We start from the raw sequence: 18,829 nt of genomic DNA on the forward strand, positions 1-18,829 counted from the left end.
GAGCGGTAGTTCAGTCGGTTAGAATACCTGCCTGTCACGCAGGGGGTCGCGGGTTCGAGTCCCGTCCGTTCCGCCACCCTAATTAGGGGCGTAGTTCAATTGGTAGAGCACCGGTCTCCAAAACCGGGTGTTGGGGGTTCGAGTCCCTCCGCCCCTGCCAGAAACAATCCTTAGCGTTTGCTAAGGATTTTTTTTGCTTTTTTTTCGTGCCTTTCATACAGAAGATGCCAGACTGGCATCCTTGCCTCATATTTCAATCAATCACTTTGATCTTTAAAAGATCTTTGATCTGGTTCTGTTTGTCACTGTTCTGCAGCCAAATAGCGTAAAGCGGACGAGAAAGGGTCGCGGTATCCGCTACAAGATGTAATCCTTCTTTTTGTTCTGCCCACAACACCGGTAGCCAGGTACAACCATTTAACTGTGGCAACTGTTGATGCGCGACTTCCGCAGAACTGGTCGTTAATGTGGGTACATCGTCACTGGCGATCAACTCTGCTTCATGCTGCTGAAAATCTGCCCCCCACTCCAGTCGCAAGTAATTCAGTTCCGCTTTATTTTTACCTGGCTCAGCAGAATAGAGCGCGAGCGTAAAATGCCCCAATAGTTGACTGCTGAATTCATCCATCTTCGGTGTTTCGGTAGTGATCAGCAGATCCAGTTGCCGCTCATGTAGCTGTTTAACTAATGACTGACGTTGTGCAATGCGTGCTTCGAATTGCAGATTTCCCTGCAGCTCATAGAGTCTGCTCAGCCAGTCGCTGAGCATACATTCCCATAATGACGCGCTGGCACCGATAGAAAATTGGTGATGCCGTGAAGTATGTGCAACCTCTTTCCGCGCAGCCTGCCACGTACTCATAAGCGTCTCTGCATAAGGCAGAAGCTTCTCTCCAGCCGCTGTAAGACGGATATTATTACGGTGACGAGTAAAGAGATTAACCCCAAGCTGGTTCTCCAGCTGGCGAATACGAAAACTCACTGCGGACTGTGTCAGATAGAGTGATTCAGCCGCCCGGCCGAAGTGACGAGTCCTGCTTACTTCCAGGAAAGTTTTTAGTAATTCCGTATCCACGGTTTTCTCCACAAAAATATTTGTCGTAATGATTTAAATGTTTTGTTTTACACTCTGTCAAGCGTAACTAATACTCCGCGCCATAAATAGCTCGGCCAAAGAATTAGGAGCGTGCAGGATGGCGGAAAGCTTTACGACGACGAATCGTTTTTTCGACAATAAAAATTATCCACGCGGGTTCTCGCGCCACGGTGATTTCACCATCAAAGAGGCTCAACTGCTTGAGCGTCACGGTTATGCGTTTAACGAGCTGGAGCTTGGGAAACGTGAACCAGTGACCGAAGAAGAAACGCAGTTTGTCGCAGTCTGCCGTGGAGAACGTGAACCCAACACGGAAGCAGAACGTGTCTGGCTCAAGTATATGGCTCGTATTAAGCGACCGAAGCGTTTTCACACCTTATCGGGTGGAAAACCTCAGATGGAAGGCACGGAAGATTACACCGAGTCTGACGATTAAGAGAAAGGGGCTAAGGCCCCTTTTTTACGTCAGCATATTTTGCAGATGAATGAGTAACCTGTCGATTGCGCGATAACTTAGTGCTTCTTGCAGGTGCGTTCGTTGGATCTCATCCTGTTGTTCCAGATCAGCAATAGTTCTTGCTACCTTCAGCAGACGTTGCCAGGCCCGTATGGAGAAACCCAGCCGTGTTAACGTCTCCTCCAGCCACTCGCCATCCTCTTTTGCAAGCAAGCAGAACTGTTTTGTTTCGCTGCTTTCCAGCCGGGCATTGAGCTTCTTCTGCCGTTGATGCTGACGAGCATGAGCCTGAATAACGCGTGACCGTACGGCCTCACTGCATTCCCCTTTCTGCTGGGGCTGGCTCATTAAACCGGGAGCAGGTAGCGGTATTTCCAGCGAGAGATCAAACCGGTCGAGAAAAGGGCCTGATAACCTCCCCAGATACCGCAGTGTCTGTTCAGGCGTGCTGCGGTTATGATTACCCTGATAGTGCCCGGTTGGGCTGGGATTCATGGCCGCAATCAACTGAAAGCGCGCAGGATAAGTGATTTTTGCTCTTGTCCGTGAAATGTGAATCTGGCCTGACTCCAGCGGTTCGCGCAGGGCATCCAGTACACGTCGCTCAAACTCAGGTAGTTCATCCAGAAACAGTACACCGTTGTGCGCCAGCGAAATCTCACCGGGTCCTGGTAATGAACCGCCCCCGACCATCGCCGCCAGGGAAGCGCTGTGATGAGGCGTTCTGAATGGCCGTCGTCGCCAGTGGCGAATGAGGCTATTACTGTTGAATACACTCATCACTGCGGCGCTTTCCAGTGCTTCCTGATTATTAAGTGGCGGCAATAATCCCCCCAGTCTACTGGCCAACATGGTTTTTCCGGTTCCTGGCGGCCCTATCAACAATAAATTATGCCCTCCTGCCGCAGTGATTTCTAAAGCGCGTTTGCCTTGTTGTTGTCCAATTACATCGCTCAGATCCTCACTGTGCCACTCCTGGACACCTTCAAAGGGGGATGGAGGTAAGAGAGCGTGTTTTCCTTCCAGAAAAGCGCATACCTCCTGCAAATGGGCGGCTACGCGGCAATCTTCTGTTTCAGCGAGGCTGGCCTCCGCTTCATTTTCCTGAGCAATAATGATGCGACGGCTGGCTTTCACTGCTTCCATGACACAAGAGATAGCGCCGGAGACCCCACGCAATGCGCCTGTAAGGGCAAGTTCACCAACGAACTCGTAGTCACTCAGCATCGGTGCTGTTAGTTGCTCTGAGGCTGCCAGAAGCGCAATAGCAATGGGTAAATCGTATCGTCCCCCTTCTTTTGGGAGATCGGCCGGTGCGAGATTGATTGTGATCCGCTTTGCCGGGAAATCATAACCACTATTGATGATCGCGCTGCGTACCCGATCCCGTGCCTCTTTGACGGTGGTCTCTGGTAATCCGACAATAGTCAGCCCTGGAAGTCCATTGCTGATATGCACTTCGACCGTCACCAATGGCGCAGTAACGCCAAGAGCCGCTCGGGTATAAATGACTGACAATGCCATAGTTCCTCCTTACCATGGCTATTATCTGTTCGTTGATTTTACCTTTCATTATCGATATTGAGCATTTACGCGTAAGTTCCCGGTAATTTGCTGCAAGTTCACACCGTTTTCATCGCGCTGGAAGAGCGCTCGCACCATTGATTTCGTTGGGAAACCAGTGAAATATTTTCACGAGCGATTTTTGTTATATAAAACAATGAGTTTTTGCTTTCTTGTGAGCGAGGGCACTAAAGTGGTCATAAATTTTTCTTGTGTCTTGCCTGAAATCTGTGTTACCTCTTTAGGCATTCCTTCGAACATGAAGCAAGAACGAACAAACATGAAAGCCCTTCTACGAGTGATTAGCCTGGTCGTGATTAGCGTGGTGGTGATTATTATCCCACCGTGCGGGGCTGCACTTGGACGAGGAAAGGCTTAAAAAACAAGCCTTAACGAACTAAGACCCCCGCACCGAAAGGTCCGGGGGTTTTTTTATGACTTAAAAATATAAACGAGGAGCAGAGAATGAGTTGTAGTACAAAATTCTGTTTCTCCCGATATACGGCGGGGAACTGACTATGAATGGGGCACAGTGGGTAGTACATACGTTGCGGGCACAGAAAGTGGATACGGTTTTTGGCTATCCGGGTGGCGCAATCATGCCGGTTTACGATGCATTGTATGACGGCGGCGTGGAACACCTACTGTGCCGGCACGAGCAGGGCGCTGCGATGGCCGCTATTGGCTATGCCCGCGCAACGGGTAAGACAGGCGTATGCATTGCGACATCCGGTCCGGGCGCTACCAATCTGATTACTGGCCTTGCCGATGCGTTGTTAGATTCAGTTCCGGTGGTGGCGATTACGGGCCAGGTTGCGGCTCCGCTGATGGGCACTGACGCTTTTCAGGAAGTGGATGTGTTGGGCTTGTCGCTGGCCTGCACCAAACACAGCTTTCTGGTTGAATCCCTGGAAGAGCTGCCGCGCGTAATGGCTGAAGCCTTCCATGTCGCCAGTTCTGGCCGCCCTGGCCCGGTTTTGGTTGATATTCCGAAAGACATCCAACTGGCGAGTGGCGATCTTGAGCCCTATTTCGCCACCGTTGATGACGTACTCTCCTTCCCGCAGGATCAAGTTGACCAGGCCCGCCAAATGTTCGCGCAGGCTAAAAAACCGATGCTGTATGTTGGCGGCGGCGTTGGCATGGCACAGGCAGTTCCCGCTCTGCGTGAGTTCCTGGCTGCAACACAGATGCCGGTAGTTTGTACCCTGAAAGGCCTGGGCGCAGTGGCGCCAGAGTATGCCTATTACCTCGGTATGCTGGGGATGCACGGTACTAAAGCGGCTAACTTTGCGGTTCAGGAGTGCGATTTGCTGGTTGCTGTTGGCGCACGGTTCGACGATCGCGTGACCGGCAAGCTGAATACCTTTGCGCCGTATGCAAAAGTGATTCATATGGATATCGATCCGGCGGAGATGAGTAAGCTGCGTCAGGCGCATGTCGCGTTGCAGGGTGATTTGAATGCGTTGCTCCCGGCGTTGCAACAGGCGCTCTCCATTGATGCGTGGCGACAATACGCCGCAGACTTACGCCGCGAGCACGCCTGGCGTTATGACCATCCCGGCGAGGCGATTTATGCGCCGCTGCTGTTAAAGCAACTCTCCGAACGCAAACCAGCGAACAGCGTGGTGACGACCGATGTCGGGCAGCACCAGATGTGGGCTGCGCAACACCTTGAATTTGATCGTCCGGAAAATTTCATTACCTCCAGCGGCTTAGGCACGATGGGGTTTGGTCTGCCCGCTGCCGTTGGCGCGCAGGTCGCCCGCCCGGAGGATACGGTGATCTGTATCTCCGGTGACGGTTCCTTCATGATGAATGTGCAGGAACTGGGCACCGTAAAACGCAAACAGTTACCGCTGAAGATGGTATTGCTGGACAACCAGCGTTTAGGAATGGTTCGACAATGGCAGCAGTTGTTCTTTAACGAGCGTTATAGCGAAACTACCCTGACTGATAACCCCGATTTCCTCACGCTGGCCAGCGCCTTTGGCATCCCGGGCCAGCGTATCACCCGTAAAGACCAGGTTGAAGCGGCACTCGACACCATGCTTTCGAGCTCAGGGCCATACCTGCTTCATGTCTCAATCGACGAACTTGAGAATGTCTGGCCATTGGTGCCGCCCGGCGCCAGTAACTCACAAATGCTGGAGAAATTATCATGATGCAACATCAAGTCGCCGTTGAGGCTCGCTTCAATCCGGAAACGTTAGAGCGCGTGTTGCGCGTGGTGCGCCACCGGGGTTTTCAGGTATGCGCGATGAATATGGAAACCGCCAGCGATGCGCAGAACATAAATATTGAATTGACCGTTGCCAGCCCGCGGCCTGTCGAATTACTGTTTAGCCAACTGAGCAAACTTGTCGACGTTGCCCGGGTTGATATCCGGCAGCGCGCCACATCATCACAATCACAACAAATCCGCGCGTAAGCGCAAAAGGAAGAACAATGACGACGAAAAAAGCAGACTACATTTGGTTCAATGGCGAGATGGTTCGTTGGGAAGACGCGAAAGTTCACGTGATGTCCCACGCTCTGCACTACGGCACCTCTGTCTTTGAAGGCATCCGTTGCTACGACTCGCACAAAGGCCCGGTAGTCTTCCGCCATCGTGAACATATGCAGCGTCTGCATGATTCCGCCAAAATCTACCGTTTCCCGGTTTCTCAAAGCATTGATGAACTGATGGAAGCCTGCCGCGAAGTGATCCGCAAAAACAACCTGACCAGCGCGTATATCCGTCCGCTGATCTTTGTTGGCGATGTTGGTATGGGCGTGAACCCGCCTGCGGGCTACAGCACTGACGTGATTATCGCTGCGTTCCCGTGGGGCGCTTACCTGGGCGCAGAAGCGCTGGATCAAGGGATCGATGCGATGGTTTCTTCGTGGAACCGTGTTGCGCCGAATACCATCCCGACAGCCGCAAAAGCCGGCGGTAACTACCTCTCCTCTCTGCTGGTTGGTAGCGAAGCGCGCCGTCACGGCTATCAGGAAGGTATCGCGCTGGATGTGAACGGTTATATCTCTGAAGGTGCGGGCGAAAACCTGTTTGAAGTGAAAGACGGCATCCTGTTCACTCCGCCGTTCACCTCTTCTGCACTGCCGGGGATCACCCGTGATGCCATCATCAAGCTGGCGAAAGAGCTGAATATTGAAGTTCGCGAGCAGGTGCTGTCCCGCGAATCGCTGTACCTGGCGGATGAAGTGTTCATGTCTGGTACCGCTGCTGAGATCACTCCGGTTCGTAGCGTTGATGGTATTCAGGTTGGTGAAGGTCGTTGCGGTCCGGTCACCAAACGTATTCAGCAAGCATTCTTTGGCCTCTTTACCGGTGAAACGGAAGATAAGTGGGGCTGGTTGGATCAGGTTAACCAATAAATACCCGTCATACTTCAGGTTGTAGGTGTGTTGGCCGCACGCGTTCACCCCAGTCACTTACTTATGTAGGCCGCTGGGGATTCTCGCTTGCCGCCTTCCTGCAACCAGAATGAGTTAGGGTATATCAAATAAATATGGGATGGCACGCACCACCCCATCTACAAGACAGACGGGAGTAAAAGAGCATGCCTAAGTACCGTTCCGCCACCACCACTCACGGGCGCAATATGGCGGGTGCCCGCGCGCTGTGGCGCGCAACCGGGATGACCGACGCCGATTTCGGCAAGCCGATTATTGCTGTAGTGAACTCGTTTACCCAGTTCGTGCCCGGGCACGTTCATCTGCGCGATCTTGGTAAGCTGGTTGCAGAGCAAATCGAAGCCGCAGGCGGCGTGGCGAAAGAGTTCAACACCATTGCCGTCGATGACGGTATCGCCATGGGCCACGGCGGCATGCTGTATTCACTGCCCTCCCGCGAGCTGATTGCTGATTCTGTTGAATATATGGTAAATGCCCACTGCGCAGATGCGATGGTGTGTATTTCCAACTGCGACAAAATCACCCCGGGGATGTTGATGGCTTCCCTGCGCCTCAATATTCCGGTGATTTTCGTCTCCGGCGGCCCGATGGAAGCCGGGAAGACCAAACTCTCCAACCAGATCATCAAGCTGGATCTGGTTGATGCGATGATTCAGGGTGCAGACCCGAAAGTCTCTGATGACCAGAGCGAACAGGTGGAACGTTCCGCATGCCCGACCTGCGGCTCCTGTTCCGGCATGTTCACCGCCAACTCGATGAACTGCCTGACCGAAGCGCTGGGCCTGTCGCAGCCGGGCAACGGTTCGTTGCTGGCTACCCATGCCGATCGCAAAGAGTTGTTTATCAATGCCGGCAAACGCATTGTTGAGCTGACTAAACGTTATTACGAGCAGGACGATGCTTCGGCGCTGCCGCGCGCTATCGCCAGCAAAGCGGCATTCGAAAACGCCATGACGCTGGACATCGCAATGGGCGGTTCGACCAATACCGTTCTGCACCTGCTGGCGGCGGCGCAGGAAGCCGAAATTGATTTCACCATGAGTGACATCGATCAGCTTTCCCGCAAAGTTCCGCAACTGTGTAAAGTCGCGCCGAGTACGCAGAAATACCATATGGAAGATGTCCACCGTGCAGGTGGCGTGCTGGGTATTCTGGGTGAATTGGATCGCGCAGGTCTGTTAAACCGTGACGTGAAAAACGTGCTCGGTCTGACGCTGCCACAAACGCTTGAGCAGTACGATGTCATGCTGACCAAAGACGAAGCGGTGAAAACGATGTTCCGCGCTGGCCCGGCAGGTATTCGCACCACCCAGGCTTTCTCACAGGATTGCCGCTGGGACACGCTGGATGACGATCGCGCCGCAGGTTGTATTCGCTCACTGGAGCATGCATACAGCAAAGATGGCGGTCTGGCCGTACTGTACGGCAACTTTGCCGAAAACGGCTGCATCGTGAAAACCGCAGGCGTGGATGACAGCAACCTGAAATTCACCGGTCCGGCAAAAGTATATGAAAGCCAGGATGCAGCGGTTGAGGCTATTCTCGGTGGTAAAGTGGTGGCCGGCGATGTTGTGGTGATCCGCTATGAAGGGCCGAAAGGTGGGCCAGGTATGCAGGAGATGTTGTATCCGACCAGCTTCCTGAAGTCGATGGGCCTGGGTAAAGCCTGTGCGCTGATCACCGACGGGCGTTTCTCTGGCGGGACATCCGGCCTTTCTATCGGCCACGTTTCCCCGGAAGCGGCCAGCGGCGGCAACATCGGGTTGATTGAAGATGGCGATATCATCGCTATCGATATCCCGAACCGTGGTATTCAACTGCAGGTCAGCGATCAGCAGTTGGCGGCGCGCCGTGAAGCACAGGAAGCCCGCGGCGATAAAGCCTGGACGCCGGTGGATCGCGAACGTCAGGTCTCCTTCGCGCTGCGTGCTTACGCCAGTCTTGCAACCAGTGCAGACAAGGGTGCGGTGCGCGATAAATCCAAACTTGGGGGTTAATGATGGCCGAATCCCAACCCCTCTCCGCCGCCCCCGAAGGGGCGGAATATTTGAGGGCAGTGCTGCGCGCGCCGGTTTATGAAGTGGCGCAGGTGACGCCGCTGCAAAAAATGGACAAGCTCTCTTCGCGTCTGGATAACGTCATTCTGGTAAAACGCGAAGATCGCCAGCCGGTGCACAGCTTCAAACTGCGCGGTGCTTACGCGATGATCGCCGGGTTAACCGCCAAGCAGAAATCCCATGGTGTAATCACGGCATCCGCAGGCAATCACGCGCAGGGCGTGGCGATGTCTTCCACGCGCCTCGGCATCAAATCGCTGATCGTGATGCCAGTGGCGACAGCCGATATCAAAGTCGATGCGGTACGCGGTTTTGGCGGAGAAGTGCTGCTGCACGGCGCCAATTTCGATGAAGCGAAAGCCAAAGCCATTGAGCTGTCGCAGCAGCAAGGGTTCACGTTTGTCCCGCCGTTTGATCATCCGATGGTGATTGCCGGGCAGGGAACGCTGGCGCTGGAGTTGTTACAGCAGGATGCGCATATCGACCGGATCTTTGTACCGGTCGGCGGCGGCGGCCTCGCAGCGGGTGTCGCGGTGCTGGTTAAGCAACTGATGCCGCAAATCAAAGTGATTGCTGTCGAAGCGGAAGATTCTGCCTGCTTGAAAGCAGCGCTGGACGCCGGGCATCCGGTCGATTTGCCCCGCGTTGGATTGTTTGCCGAAGGCGTTGCGGTTAAACGTATCGGCGACGAAACCTTCCGTCTGTGCCAGGAGTACCTCGACGATATCATTACCGTCGATAGCGATGCGATTTGCGCGGCGATGAAAGATCTGTTCGAAGATGTGCGGGCGGTCGCGGAACCATCCGGCGCGCTGGCGCTGGCGGGGATGAAGAAATATATCGCCAAACACAACATTCACGGCGAGCGGCTGGCGCATGTGCTCTCCGGCGCAAACGTCAATTTCCACGGCTTACGCTATGTTTCTGAACGCTGTGAGCTGGGCGAGCAACGCGAAGCGCTGCTGGCGGTGACCATTCCGGAAGAGAAGGGCAGCTTCCTGAAGTTCTGCCAGTTGTTGGGCGGGCGTTCTGTTACCGAATTTAACTACCGTTTCGCCGATGCGAAAAACGCGTGCATTTTTGTCGGCGTGCGTTTGAGTCGCGGTCTGGAAGAGCGCCAGGAGATCCTGTCATTGCTGAATGACGGTGGTTACAGCGTGGTGGATCTCTCCGACGATGAGATGGCGAAGCTGCACGTGCGCTATATGGTTGGTGGACGGCCGTCGAAACCGTTGCAGGAGCGTTTGTACAGTTTCGAGTTCCCGGAATCACCGGGCGCGCTGCTGAAATTCCTGCATACGCTTGGTACGCACTGGAATATCTCGCTGTTCCACTATCGCAGCCATGGCACGGATTATGGTCGCGTACTGGCGGCGTTTGAACTGGGCGATCACGAGCCGGATTTCGAAACCCGGCTCAATGAACTGGGTTATGACTGCCACGACGAAACGCATAACCCGGCATTCCGTTTCTTCCTGGCGGGTTAGTTGTTCGGCAGAATTTTCCAGAATGCATCGATAAGCGGCTCATAGAGCCGCTTTTTTTGTACGCACACGCCAAGCTCGAACGGCGTTTTTTCATCGCTACGTTCGAGGATCATCACACGATTACGTACCGGCTCCGGGCTGTTCTCCAGCACCACTTCCGGGATCAGCGCCACACCGCACCCCAGCGCTACCATGGAGACCATGGCTTCGTGTCCGCCAACGGTCGCGTAAATGGCGGGATTGCTGATTTTATGGCGGCGGAACCACAGCTCAATGCGCCGACGCACCGGCCCCTGATCGGCCATGATAAATGGCACTGTTGACCAGTCAGGCTCGGTTTGTGATACCTGGTTACGCACCGGACATGGCAGCGCCGGCGCAATCAGAACCACCGCCAGATTCTCCAGCATTGAAAACGCCACCGCGCCGGGGAGCGTTTCCGGCTTGCCGGCAATCGCCAGATCCGCTTCACCGGTAACCACTTTTTCCATGGCATCGGCAGCATCGCCGGTTGTGAGTTTGATCTCCACCGACGGATGTTCAGCGCGGAAGCGGTCGAGGATGGGCGGTAAATGGCTGTAGGCGGCGGTGACCGAACAGAACAGGTGCAGTTCGCCGGAGAGCGATGGGCCTTGCTGGTCTATCGAGTGGCGGAGTTGCTGATACTGTAATAACGTTTGTTGAGCAAAGGTGCGTAACTCTTCTCCCGCATCGGTCAGCGTGACGGTACGGTTATCACGCACAAACAGTGGCTGCCCAAGGTCTTCTTCCAGCCGCTGGATCTGGCGTGAAAGCGTGGAGGGACTGACATGCATAGCGCGCGCGCTGCGGCCAAAATGGCGGCTTTCCGCCAGATGCAGGAAGGTTTTCAGATCGCGTAAATCCATGAGACAGGCTCCGCAAATTTACATTGCAAAAATTGCAATGTGACATTGTTAATATATCAATTTAAGCAACGCATTTCCTGTCATATAGTGGGTTCAATCTCGCGAATCAGCGAACTGAACAATAAGCACGACAACACAACATCATGAGGTCTTACCATGGCTAACTACTTTAATACACTGAACCTGCGCCAGCAGCTGGCGCAGCTGGGCAAATGTCGCTTTATGGCGCGTGAAGAATTTGCCGATGGCGCAAGCTACCTTCAGGGTAAAAAAGTGGTCATTGTCGGCTGCGGCGCACAAGGGCTGAACCAGGGCCTGAACATGCGCGACTCCGGTCTGGATATCTCTTACGCTCTGCGTAAAGAAGCCATCGCGGAAAAACGCGCCTCCTGGCGTAAAGCGACCGAAAACGGTTTTAAAGTAGGTACCTACGAAGAGCTGATCCCGCAGGCGGATCTGGTGGTTAACCTGACGCCGGACAAACAGCACTCTGACGTTGTGCGTTCCGTACAGCCGCTGATGAAAGATGGCGCTGCGCTGGGCTACTCTCACGGTTTCAACATCGTGGAAGTGGGCGAGCAGATTCGTAAAGACATCACTGTCGTGATGGTCGCGCCGAAATGTCCGGGTACCGAAGTGCGCGAAGAGTACAAACGCGGTTTTGGCGTACCAACGCTTATCGCTGTTCACCCGGAAAACGATCCGAAAGGTGAAGGCATGGCGATTGCCAAAGCGTGGGCTGCGGCGACCGGTGGCCATCGCGCAGGCGTTCTGGAATCCTCTTTCGTAGCGGAAGTGAAATCTGACCTGATGGGCGAACAGACCATTCTCTGCGGTATGTTACAGGCCGGTTCTCTGCTGTGCTTCGACAAGCTGGTGGCTGAAGGTACTGACCCGACTTATGCCGAAAAACTGATCCAGTTTGGCTGGGAAACCGTGACCGAAGCCCTGAAACAGGGCGGTATCACGCTGATGATGGATCGTCTGTCTAACCCGGCGAAACTGCGTGCTTACGCGCTGTCCGAACAACTGAAAGGCATCATGGCGCCGCTGTTCCAGAAACATATGGATGACATCATCTCCGGTGAATTCTCTTCCGGCATGATGGCTGACTGGGCCAACGACGATAAAAAACTGCTGACCTGGCGTGAAGAGACCGGTAAAACCGCGTTCGAAACTGCACCGCAGTTTGAAGGCAAAATCAGCGAGCAAGAGTACTTCGACAAGGGCGTACTGATGATTGCGATGGTGAAAGCGGGCGTTGAGCTGGCGTTCGAAACCATGGTAGCTTCCGGCATTATCGAAGAGTCTGCGTACTATGAGTCTCTGCACGAACTGCCGCTGATCGCTAACACTATCGCGCGTAAACGCCTGTATGAGATGAACGTCGTGATCTCCGATACCGCTGAGTACGGTAACTACCTGTTCTCTTATGCCTGCGTGCCGCTGCTGAAAGAGTTTATGACCACGCTGCAAACTGGCGATCTGGGCAAAGCGATTGCGGAAGGCGCGGTTGATAACGCGCAGCTGCGTGATGTGAACGAAGCGATTCGCAACCATGCGATTGAGAAAGTGGGCCAGAAACTGCGTGGCTACATGACGGATATGAAACGTATCGCGGTAGCGGGTTAATTCCCCGTCGTCTTTCGACCTGCGGATGCGTTGGCGGCGTTCGTACACCCCGGTTATATAGTTTTCTATACTTCCGGGGATGTACTGTCCCGCAAGCCGGAATCTATAGGGAATGTAAAGCAGTAACGAGCATAAGCCCGGTAAGCGTTAGCGCCACCGGGCTTTTTATTAGTTGCGGTACAGCACTTTAATGATGTGATAACCGAACTGCGTATGCAGCGGGCCGGTTGGTTCCAGCACCGGGCAGGAGAACACCACTTTGTCGAACGCCGGTACCATCTGGCCCTGACGGAATTCGCCTAAGTGACCGCCTTTTTTACCTGACGGGCAGATAGAGTGTTTCTTCGCCAGTTTCTCGAAATCGCCGCCGTTTTTGATCTGTTCCAGAAGATCCTGTGCCAGTTTCTCTTCTTTAACAAGTATATGGAGTGCTGCTGCGGTTTTTGCCATGATCGTGCCTTGAGTGTGAGAGTTTACGCTGGCTATACTACCACGCTGTTATACACTTCGATCTCTTTTGGCTGCGTCTGCTCACCTGGTAACTTACTTCTGTAAGCTCCTGAGGATTTAGCTTTGCTGCCTTGATGTAGTCTGAATGACGTGGTGTACGTTTTCTCCCTCCCGTTTTCCATTGAGTGATCTTTTTATGCGTTTGAACCCCGGACAACAACAAGCCGTCGAATTCGTCACCGGACCCTGCCTGGTGCTTGCTGGCGCGGGATCCGGTAAAACACGCGTGATCACCAACAAAATCGCTCATCTGATCCGCGGCTGTGGCTATCAGGCAAAACATATCGCGGCGGTGACTTTTACCAACAAAGCAGCGCGCGAAATGAAAGAGCGTGTGGCGCAGACGCTGGGGCGCAAAGAGGCGCGCGGCTTGATGATCTCCACCTTTCACACGCTGGGGCTAACAATCATTAAGCGTGAATTCGCCGCATTGGGGATGAAATCCAACTTTTCACTGTTTGATGACACCGATCAGGTCGCGCTGCTGAAAGAGTTGACCGAAGGGCTGATCGACGATGACAAAGCGGTATTGCAGCAGTTGATCTCCACGATCTCGAACTGGAAAAACGATCTACTGACGCCGCCGCAGGCTGCCGCACAGGCAAAGGGCGAGCGCGATCGTATTTTTGCTCACTGCTATGGCCTGTACGATAGCCATATGAAATCGTGCAACGTGCTCGATTTCGACGATTTGATTTTGCTGCCGACACTGTTATTACAGCGCAATGAAGAGGTGCGCGAACGCTGGCAGAACAAGATTCGCTATCTGCTGGTGGATGAATATCAGGACACCAATACCAGCCAGTATGAGCTGGTGAAATTGCTGGTGGGGCAGCGCGCGCGTTTTACGGTGGTGGGCGATGACGATCAGTCGATCTACTCCTGGCGCGGTGCGCGTCCGCAAAACCTGGTGCTGCTGAGTCAGGATTTTCCGGCGTTGCAGGTAGTTAAACTGGAGCAAAACTATCGCTCATCCGGGCGTATTCTGAAAGCGGCAAACATCCTGATCGCCAACAACCCGCACGTATTTGAAAAGCGTCTTTTTTCAGAGTTGGGTTACGGGCCGGAGCTGAAGATCCTTAGCGCGAATCACGAAGAACATGAAGCCGAACGTGTTACCGGGGAGCTGATAGCTCATCACTTCGTCAACAAAACCCAGTACAAAGATTATGCGATTCTTTATCGCGGTAACCACCAGTCACGGGTGTTTGAAAAATTCCTGATGCAGAACCGCATCCCGTACAAAATCTCTGGCGGTACGTCGTTTTTCTCGCGTCCGGAAATCAAAGACCTGCTGGCTTACTTGCGCGTGCTGACCAATACGGAAGACGACAGCGCATTTTTGCGGATTGTAAATACGCCGAAGCGCGAGATTGGCTCCGCTACCCTGCAAAAGCTGGGTGAGTGGGCGATGCTGCGTAATAAAAGCCTGTTTGCCGCCAGCTTTGATGTTGGCCTGAATCAGACGCTCACTGGACGTGGCTATGAATCATTGACGCGCTTTACGCAGTGGCTGGGCGACGTGCAACAGTTGTCCGAGCGTGAGCCGATTGCTGCGGTGCGCGATTTGATCCACGGCATCGACTATGAATCCTGGTTGTTTGAAACCTCGCCCAGCCCGAAAGCCGCCGAAATGCGGATGAAAAACGTCAACACGCTGTTTGGCTGGATGACGGAAATGCTGGAAGGCAGCGAACTGGATGAGCCGATGACATTGGCGGAGGTGGTCACGCGTTTTACCCTGCGCGATATGATGGAGCGCGGTGAGAGCGATGACGAATCTGACCAGGTGCAGCTAATGACATTGCATGCCTCCAAAGGGCTGGAATTTCCGTATGTCTTCCTGGTCGGTATGGAAGAGGGATTACTGCCGCATCAGAGCAGCATCGATGAGGATAACGTCGATGAAGAGCGCCGCCTTGCTTATGTGGGCATCACCCGGGCGCAGAAGGAGCTGATTTTCACCCTCTGTAAGGAGCGCCGTCAGTATGGCGAACTGGTGCGGCCGGAGCCGAGCCGTTTCCTGCTGGAATTACCACAGGATGACCTGATCTGGGAGCAGGAGCGCAAAGTGGTGAGCGCTGAAGAGCGGATGCACAAAGGGCAGGCCAACGTGGCAAATATTCGCGCCATGCTGGCGAAGGCAAAAGAGAAGTAAAAAGCCCGGCGGATACCGGGCTTACGCTTACTGGATTTCCAGCGGCCAGTGGACGTAGCTTTGCCACTGGCTTTCCTGCTCGATTAACTCCGCGCCCAACGGGTGACTTTTCAGCCAACCCTGCGGCAACGACAGCGCCAGTTTTTCTCCTTGCGCGCTGACGATAATTTCCGGCAACAAATCGTCGCGACGGCGGCTGGCAAAAATAATTGCCAGGCGCAGCAGGCGGCAGAGATGTTCCGCAACGCGCGGCGGGACGGCGTTTTGCTGGTGCAGTGAGGAGAGATCGACAGCGTTGGTCTGATTCAGCAGCAGCGTGGCGAGCAGTTTTTTCTGCGCTGGCGTAAAGCCCGGCAGATCGAGATTGCGTACCAGCCATGCTGCATGCAGCGGTGCCTGTTTAAACTCAATACTCAGACCAATTTCATGCAGTTCGCAGGCAACTTGCAGTATTTCGATGCTGTAGGCGTCAAGTTCCCACTCTTTTTCTACACTCAACGCAAAGCGTTTTGCCAGCGCAGTCACGCGACGGGCCTGATCGGTATCGATAATAAAACGGCGCTGAATGTTGCGCAGCGTACGGCTGCGAATATCCTGATCAACCGCCAGATGCAGCATGCCATAGACCAGACCTTCACGCAGCGCGCCGCCAGCCAGCGTCATGCTGGCAATATTCATCTCGGTAAAGATAGCGATCAGAATCGCCAGCCCGCTAGGAAAGACCAACGCACGCTCCAGCGTCAGACCTTCGATCTCCAGTTCTTCAAGCCGCCCGCACTGAATAGCTCGCTGCTTAAGCTGCTGAAGTTTGGCGAGAGTAATGCGCTCATCCATACCCTGCGCCATCATGATTTCTTGCAGGGCTTGCACGGTGCCGGATGCGCCAACGCACACTTTCCAGCCATGCCGACGAAGCTCATCGGCGACCGGGCGCAGCACTTCACGCGCAGCATGCTCTGCGGCGTCGAAATTTTCCTGTCCGAGATTGCGATCGGTAAAAAAACGCTCAAGCCAGGTGACGCAGCCCATCGACAGACTAAACAGCGAAGTGGTTTGCGCGCCGGTACCGGTCACCAGCTCGGTGCTGGCACCGCCGATATCCACCACCAGACGCTGATCCGCACCGCCGGTAGTATGCGCAACACCCTGATAAATCAGACGCGCTTCCTCTTCGCCGCTGATGACCTGCACCGGGCAACCGAGGATGACTTGCGCTTTGTTGAGGAATTCCTGGGCGTTAACCGCCAGGCGGAGCGTGGCTGTCGCCACAACGCGGATTTGCTGTGCGGGAATATCCTGAAGACGCTCTGAAAACAAACGCAGGCATTGCCAGCCGCGTTCCATCGCTTCCTGGGAAAGCTGGTTTTCACTGCTCAGGCCCGCCGCGAGGCGAACCTTGCGTTTGATGCGGGAAAGCGTCTGAATGCTTCCCGCCACCTCGCGCACAACCAGCATATGAAAACTGTTGGAGCCAAGATCAATGGCGGCATAGAGCGAGGCGGAACCAAGCATATTTTTTTAACCTGAACGACGGCGATTACGTGGCGCACCACCACTGCGGCGCGGACCGTTACCTGAGCGCGAACGCGTCAGGCGTTTCGGCGGCGGTAATTCGCTGAGCAGCGCATCCGGATTGTATTTGCTCACCGGAATTGAGTGCCCGATATACGTTTCAATTGCGGGCAGGTTCAGCGCGTACTCTTCACAAGCAAGGCTGATAGAGTTGCCGCTGGCGCCCGCACGACCCGTACGGCCGATGCGGTGCACGTAGTCTTCGCAGTCGTCCGGCAGATCGTAGTTAAAGACGTGGGTAACGGCTGGGATATGCAGACCGCGCGCCGCAACGTCCGTAGCGACCAGAATATCGAGATCGCCGCGGGTGAATTCATCAAGAATACGCAGGCGTTTTTTCTGCGCTACGTCGCCAGTCAGCAGACCAACACGATGACCATCGGCAGCCAGATGGCCCCAGATATCTTCACAGCGATGTTTGGTGTTGGCGAAAATAATGGCGCGATCCGGCCACTCTTCTTCAATCAACGTTTGCAGCAGACGCATTTTCTCTTCATTAGAAGGATAGAAAAGCTCTTCTTTAATGCGGTGGCCGGTTTTCTGTTCCGGTTCCACTTCGACGTATTCTGCGTTGTTCATCTGCTCGAATGCGAGTTCACGTACCCGATAAGAGAGTGTGGCGGAGAACAGCATGTTCAGACGCTGTGTGGCTGCCGGCATGCGGCGGAATAGCCAACGGATATCTTTAATAAAGCCCAGATCGTACATACGATCGGCTTCGTCCAGCACCACGACCTGAACTGCGGCCAGGTTAATATGGTTCTGTTTGGTGTAATCGATCATACGACCGGTTGTGCCGATCAGAATATCGACGCCGCTTTCCAGCACTTTTAGCTGTTTGTCGTAACCATCACCGCCGTAAGCCAGACCCAGTTTCAGGCCTGTTGATTGCGCAAGCGGTTCTGCATCGGCATGAATTTGTACCGCGAGTTCACGCGTCGGCGCCATAATAATTGCGCGCGGCTGGTTCACTTTACGGTCTTCGATCGCCGGGTGAGAGAGGAGATAATGAAACGTTGACGTTAAAAACGCCATCGTTTTACCGGTACCGGTTTGCGCCTGACCTGCAACGTCACGGCCCGCCAGCGTCAGCGGAAGAGCCAGAGCCTGTATAGGCGTGCAATTATGAAACCCTTTATTTTCAAGGGCTTCGATCACCTTTGGGTGCAGGGCGAAGTCGGAAAACTTCTGTTCAGTTAAATGTGTTTTGCTCATAGTGTGGTAGAATATCAGCTTACTATTGCTTTACGAAAGCGTATCCGGTGAAATAAAGTCAACCTTTAGTTGGTTATTGTGGCATCAATACGTTGTTGTTTTATGCTACACCAACACACCAGGCTTATTCCTGTGGAGTTATATATGAGCGATAAAATTATTCACCTGACTGACGATAGTTTTGACACGGATGTACTCAAAGCGGACGGGCTTGTTCTCGTTGATTTCTGGGCAGAGTGGTGTGGACCGTGCAAAATGATCGCCCCGATTCTGGATGAAGTCGCTAATGAGTACGAAGGCAAACTGACCATTGCGAAACTGAATATCGACCAGAACCCAGGCACTGCGCCGAAGTACGGTATTCGTGGTATCCCAACCCTGCTGCTGTTTAAACACGGCGAAGTGGCTGCGACCAAAGTGGGTGCCTTGTCTAAAGGCCAACTGAAAGAGTTCCTGGACGCCAACCTGGCGTAGTATCAGGTTCTGCCGGCGTGCCAGTCGTCCTAATTTTTTAGGATCGCTGGACGCCCGGCTTCTGCCGTGCTAATTTAGTTTTGACTTCGTTTTGAACATACCTTTAGTTGTTTGAACCTTGCATTACCCGATACTTCCCGCAGAGCAATATCGCCGCGACGGAAGTAAACAGATTCCGGGCTTATCACTCATTCCGTCTTATCGTTTCAGTTCTGCGTACTTTCTTGTGACCAGGCACCGATCAGATATGAGTTGATGGCCGTTAACAGGCATGGATGACCCTGCCATACCATTCACAACATTA

General features: G+C 53.9%; 17 protein-coding genes and 1 tRNA gene. 12 read left to right on the forward strand and 6 right to left on the reverse strand.

The genetic code is table 11. The features are described 5' to 3' along the window. The first annotated feature begins 84 nt into the window (after window positions 1–84). A tRNA-Trp gene (locus tag DK872_RS24715) sits at window positions 85–160 on the forward strand. Window positions 161–253: 93 nt separating this feature from the next. Here DK872_RS24715 and hdfR read toward each other — a convergent pair. After that, window positions 254–1,087: an HTH-type transcriptional regulator HdfR gene (hdfR, locus tag DK872_RS24720; RefSeq protein ID WP_090398664.1), complete on the reverse strand. Its 834-nt coding sequence runs from the start codon at window positions 1,085–1,087 to the stop codon at window positions 254–256. 106 nt (window positions 1,088–1,193) lie between these two features. Here hdfR and DK872_RS24725 point away from each other — a divergent pair, with 106 nt between their 5' ends. After that, the gene (locus DK872_RS24725; RefSeq protein WP_007369199.1) at window positions 1,194–1,532 is read left to right on the forward strand and encodes a DUF413 domain-containing protein; all 339 of its coding nucleotides are present in this window, start codon (window positions 1,194–1,196) and stop codon (window positions 1,530–1,532) included. Between the two features lie 24 nt (window positions 1,533–1,556). Here the strand turns inward: DK872_RS24725 and DK872_RS24730 are convergent, their stop codons facing one another. Next, window positions 1,557–3,077 carry a YifB family Mg chelatase-like AAA ATPase gene (locus DK872_RS24730; RefSeq protein WP_007369198.1) on the reverse strand — a complete coding sequence of 507 codons (1,521 nt, stop codon included), beginning with the start codon at window positions 3,075–3,077 and terminating at the stop codon, window positions 1,557–1,559. A 319-nt stretch (window positions 3,078–3,396) separates the two neighbouring features. Here DK872_RS24730 and ilvL point away from each other — a divergent pair, with 319 nt between their 5' ends. From ilvL to ilvA, 7 genes are all read left to right on the forward strand, one after another. After that, window positions 3,397–3,495: an ilv operon leader peptide gene (gene ilvL, locus DK872_RS24735; RefSeq protein WP_015966468.1), complete on the forward strand. Its 99-nt coding sequence runs from the start codon at window positions 3,397–3,399 to the stop codon at window positions 3,493–3,495. Between the two features lie 86 nt (window positions 3,496–3,581). Continuing rightward, on the forward strand, window positions 3,582–3,632 hold the full coding sequence (gene ilvX, locus DK872_RS28055) for a peptide IlvX (protein WP_202626166.1): 51 nt from the start codon (window positions 3,582–3,584) through the stop codon (window positions 3,630–3,632). Between the two features lie 2 nt (window positions 3,633–3,634). Then, window positions 3,635–5,281 carry an acetolactate synthase 2 catalytic subunit gene (ilvG, locus tag DK872_RS24740; protein WP_161518932.1) on the forward strand — a complete coding sequence of 549 codons (1,647 nt, stop codon included), beginning with the start codon at window positions 3,635–3,637 and terminating at the stop codon, window positions 5,279–5,281. Further along, entirely contained in the window at window positions 5,278–5,547 is a 270-nt protein-coding gene (gene ilvM / locus DK872_RS24745) for an acetolactate synthase 2 small subunit (protein WP_007369196.1), read from the forward strand. Before ilvG ends, ilvM begins: the two co-directional genes overlap by 4 nt. A gap of 17 nt (window positions 5,548–5,564) precedes the next feature. Further along, window positions 5,565–6,494 (forward strand): branched-chain-amino-acid transaminase, encoded by a 930-nt coding sequence (gene ilvE / locus DK872_RS24750; protein ID WP_007369195.1) that lies wholly within the window; start codon window positions 5,565–5,567, stop codon window positions 6,492–6,494. Window positions 6,495–6,679: 185 nt separating this feature from the next. After that, window positions 6,680–8,530, forward strand: a complete 1,851-nt coding sequence (ilvD, locus tag DK872_RS24755; RefSeq protein WP_007369194.1) for a dihydroxy-acid dehydratase — start codon at window positions 6,680–6,682, stop codon at window positions 8,528–8,530. A 2-nt stretch (window positions 8,531–8,532) separates the two neighbouring features. After that, window positions 8,533–10,077 carry a threonine ammonia-lyase, biosynthetic gene (gene ilvA, locus DK872_RS24760; RefSeq protein WP_161518940.1) on the forward strand — a complete coding sequence of 515 codons (1,545 nt, stop codon included), beginning with the start codon at window positions 8,533–8,535 and terminating at the stop codon, window positions 10,075–10,077. Here the strand turns inward: ilvA and ilvY are convergent. Beyond that, window positions 10,074–10,964 (reverse strand): HTH-type transcriptional activator IlvY, encoded by an 891-nt coding sequence (gene ilvY / locus DK872_RS24765; protein ID WP_007369192.1) that lies wholly within the window; start codon window positions 10,962–10,964, stop codon window positions 10,074–10,076. The genes ilvA and ilvY overlap by 4 nt on opposite strands. 156 nt (window positions 10,965–11,120) lie before the next feature. On the opposite strand from ilvY, the gene ilvC reads away from it, so the two are divergent. Continuing rightward, on the forward strand, window positions 11,121–12,596 hold the full coding sequence (ilvC, locus tag DK872_RS24770) for a ketol-acid reductoisomerase (RefSeq protein WP_071921774.1): 1,476 nt from the start codon (window positions 11,121–11,123) through the stop codon (window positions 12,594–12,596). A gap of 168 nt (window positions 12,597–12,764) precedes the next feature. On the opposite strand, the gene ppiC is transcribed toward ilvC, so the two are convergent. Continuing rightward, entirely contained in the window at window positions 12,765–13,046 is a 282-nt protein-coding gene (gene ppiC / locus DK872_RS24775) for a peptidylprolyl isomerase PpiC (protein WP_007369190.1), read from the reverse strand. A 196-nt stretch (window positions 13,047–13,242) separates the two neighbouring features. On the opposite strand from ppiC, the gene rep reads away from it, so the two are divergent. Next, entirely contained in the window at window positions 13,243–15,264 is a 2,022-nt protein-coding gene (rep, locus tag DK872_RS24780; RefSeq protein WP_007369189.1) for a DNA helicase Rep, read from the forward strand. A 27-nt stretch (window positions 15,265–15,291) separates the two neighbouring features. Here the strand turns inward: rep and gppA are convergent, their stop codons facing one another. Then, window positions 15,292–16,776, reverse strand: a complete 1,485-nt coding sequence (gppA, locus tag DK872_RS24785; RefSeq protein ID WP_071921775.1) for a guanosine-5'-triphosphate,3'-diphosphate diphosphatase — start codon at window positions 16,774–16,776, stop codon at window positions 15,292–15,294. A 6-nt stretch (window positions 16,777–16,782) separates the two neighbouring features. Continuing rightward, window positions 16,783–18,051: an ATP-dependent RNA helicase RhlB gene (gene rhlB, locus DK872_RS24790; RefSeq protein ID WP_007369187.1), complete on the reverse strand. Its 1,269-nt coding sequence runs from the start codon at window positions 18,049–18,051 to the stop codon at window positions 16,783–16,785. A gap of 144 nt (window positions 18,052–18,195) precedes the next feature. Here rhlB and trxA point away from each other — a divergent pair, with 144 nt between their 5' ends. After that, a complete protein-coding gene (gene trxA / locus DK872_RS24795) occupies window positions 18,196–18,525 on the forward strand; it encodes a thioredoxin TrxA (RefSeq protein ID WP_007369186.1) in 330 nt (109 codons plus the stop codon). Window positions 18,526–18,829: the final 304 nt, after the last annotated feature.

This window comes from Kosakonia sp. MH5 (assembly GCF_009935945.1).
In the GTDB taxonomy this organism is placed as follows: Bacteria; Pseudomonadota; Gammaproteobacteria; order Enterobacterales; family Enterobacteriaceae; genus Kosakonia; species Kosakonia radicincitans.

Bases quoted from the DNA above. Each gene is read 5' to 3' on its own strand.
- DK872_RS24725 (WP_007369199.1), top strand. From the start codon at position 1,194: ATGGCGGAAAGCTTTACGACGACGAATCGTTTTTTCGACAATAAAAAT.
- DK872_RS24730 (WP_007369198.1), bottom strand. From the start codon at position 3,077: ATGGCATTGTCAGTCATTTATACCCGAGCGGCTCTTGGCGTTACTGCG.
- ilvL (WP_015966468.1), top strand. From the start codon at position 3,397: ATGAAAGCCCTTCTACGAGTGATTAGCCTGGTCGTGATTAGCGTGGTG.
- ilvG (WP_161518932.1), top strand. From the start codon at position 3,635: ATGAATGGGGCACAGTGGGTAGTACATACGTTGCGGGCACAGAAAGTG.
- ilvM (WP_007369196.1), top strand. From the start codon at position 5,278: ATGATGCAACATCAAGTCGCCGTTGAGGCTCGCTTCAATCCGGAAACG.
- ilvE (WP_007369195.1), top strand. From the start codon at position 5,565: ATGACGACGAAAAAAGCAGACTACATTTGGTTCAATGGCGAGATGGTT.
- ilvD (WP_007369194.1), top strand. From the start codon at position 6,680: ATGCCTAAGTACCGTTCCGCCACCACCACTCACGGGCGCAATATGGCG.
- ilvA (WP_161518940.1), top strand. From the start codon at position 8,533: ATGGCCGAATCCCAACCCCTCTCCGCCGCCCCCGAAGGGGCGGAATAT.
- ilvY (WP_007369192.1), bottom strand. From the start codon at position 10,964: ATGGATTTACGCGATCTGAAAACCTTCCTGCATCTGGCGGAAAGCCGC.
- ilvC (WP_071921774.1), top strand. From the start codon at position 11,121: ATGGCTAACTACTTTAATACACTGAACCTGCGCCAGCAGCTGGCGCAG.
- ppiC (WP_007369190.1), bottom strand. From the start codon at position 13,046: ATGGCAAAAACCGCAGCAGCACTCCATATACTTGTTAAAGAAGAGAAA.
- rep (WP_007369189.1), top strand. From the start codon at position 13,243: ATGCGTTTGAACCCCGGACAACAACAAGCCGTCGAATTCGTCACCGGA.
- gppA (WP_071921775.1), bottom strand. From the start codon at position 16,776: ATGCTTGGTTCCGCCTCGCTCTATGCCGCCATTGATCTTGGCTCCAAC.
- rhlB (WP_007369187.1), bottom strand. From the start codon at position 18,051: ATGAGCAAAACACATTTAACTGAACAGAAGTTTTCCGACTTCGCCCTG.
- trxA (WP_007369186.1), top strand. From the start codon at position 18,196: ATGAGCGATAAAATTATTCACCTGACTGACGATAGTTTTGACACGGAT.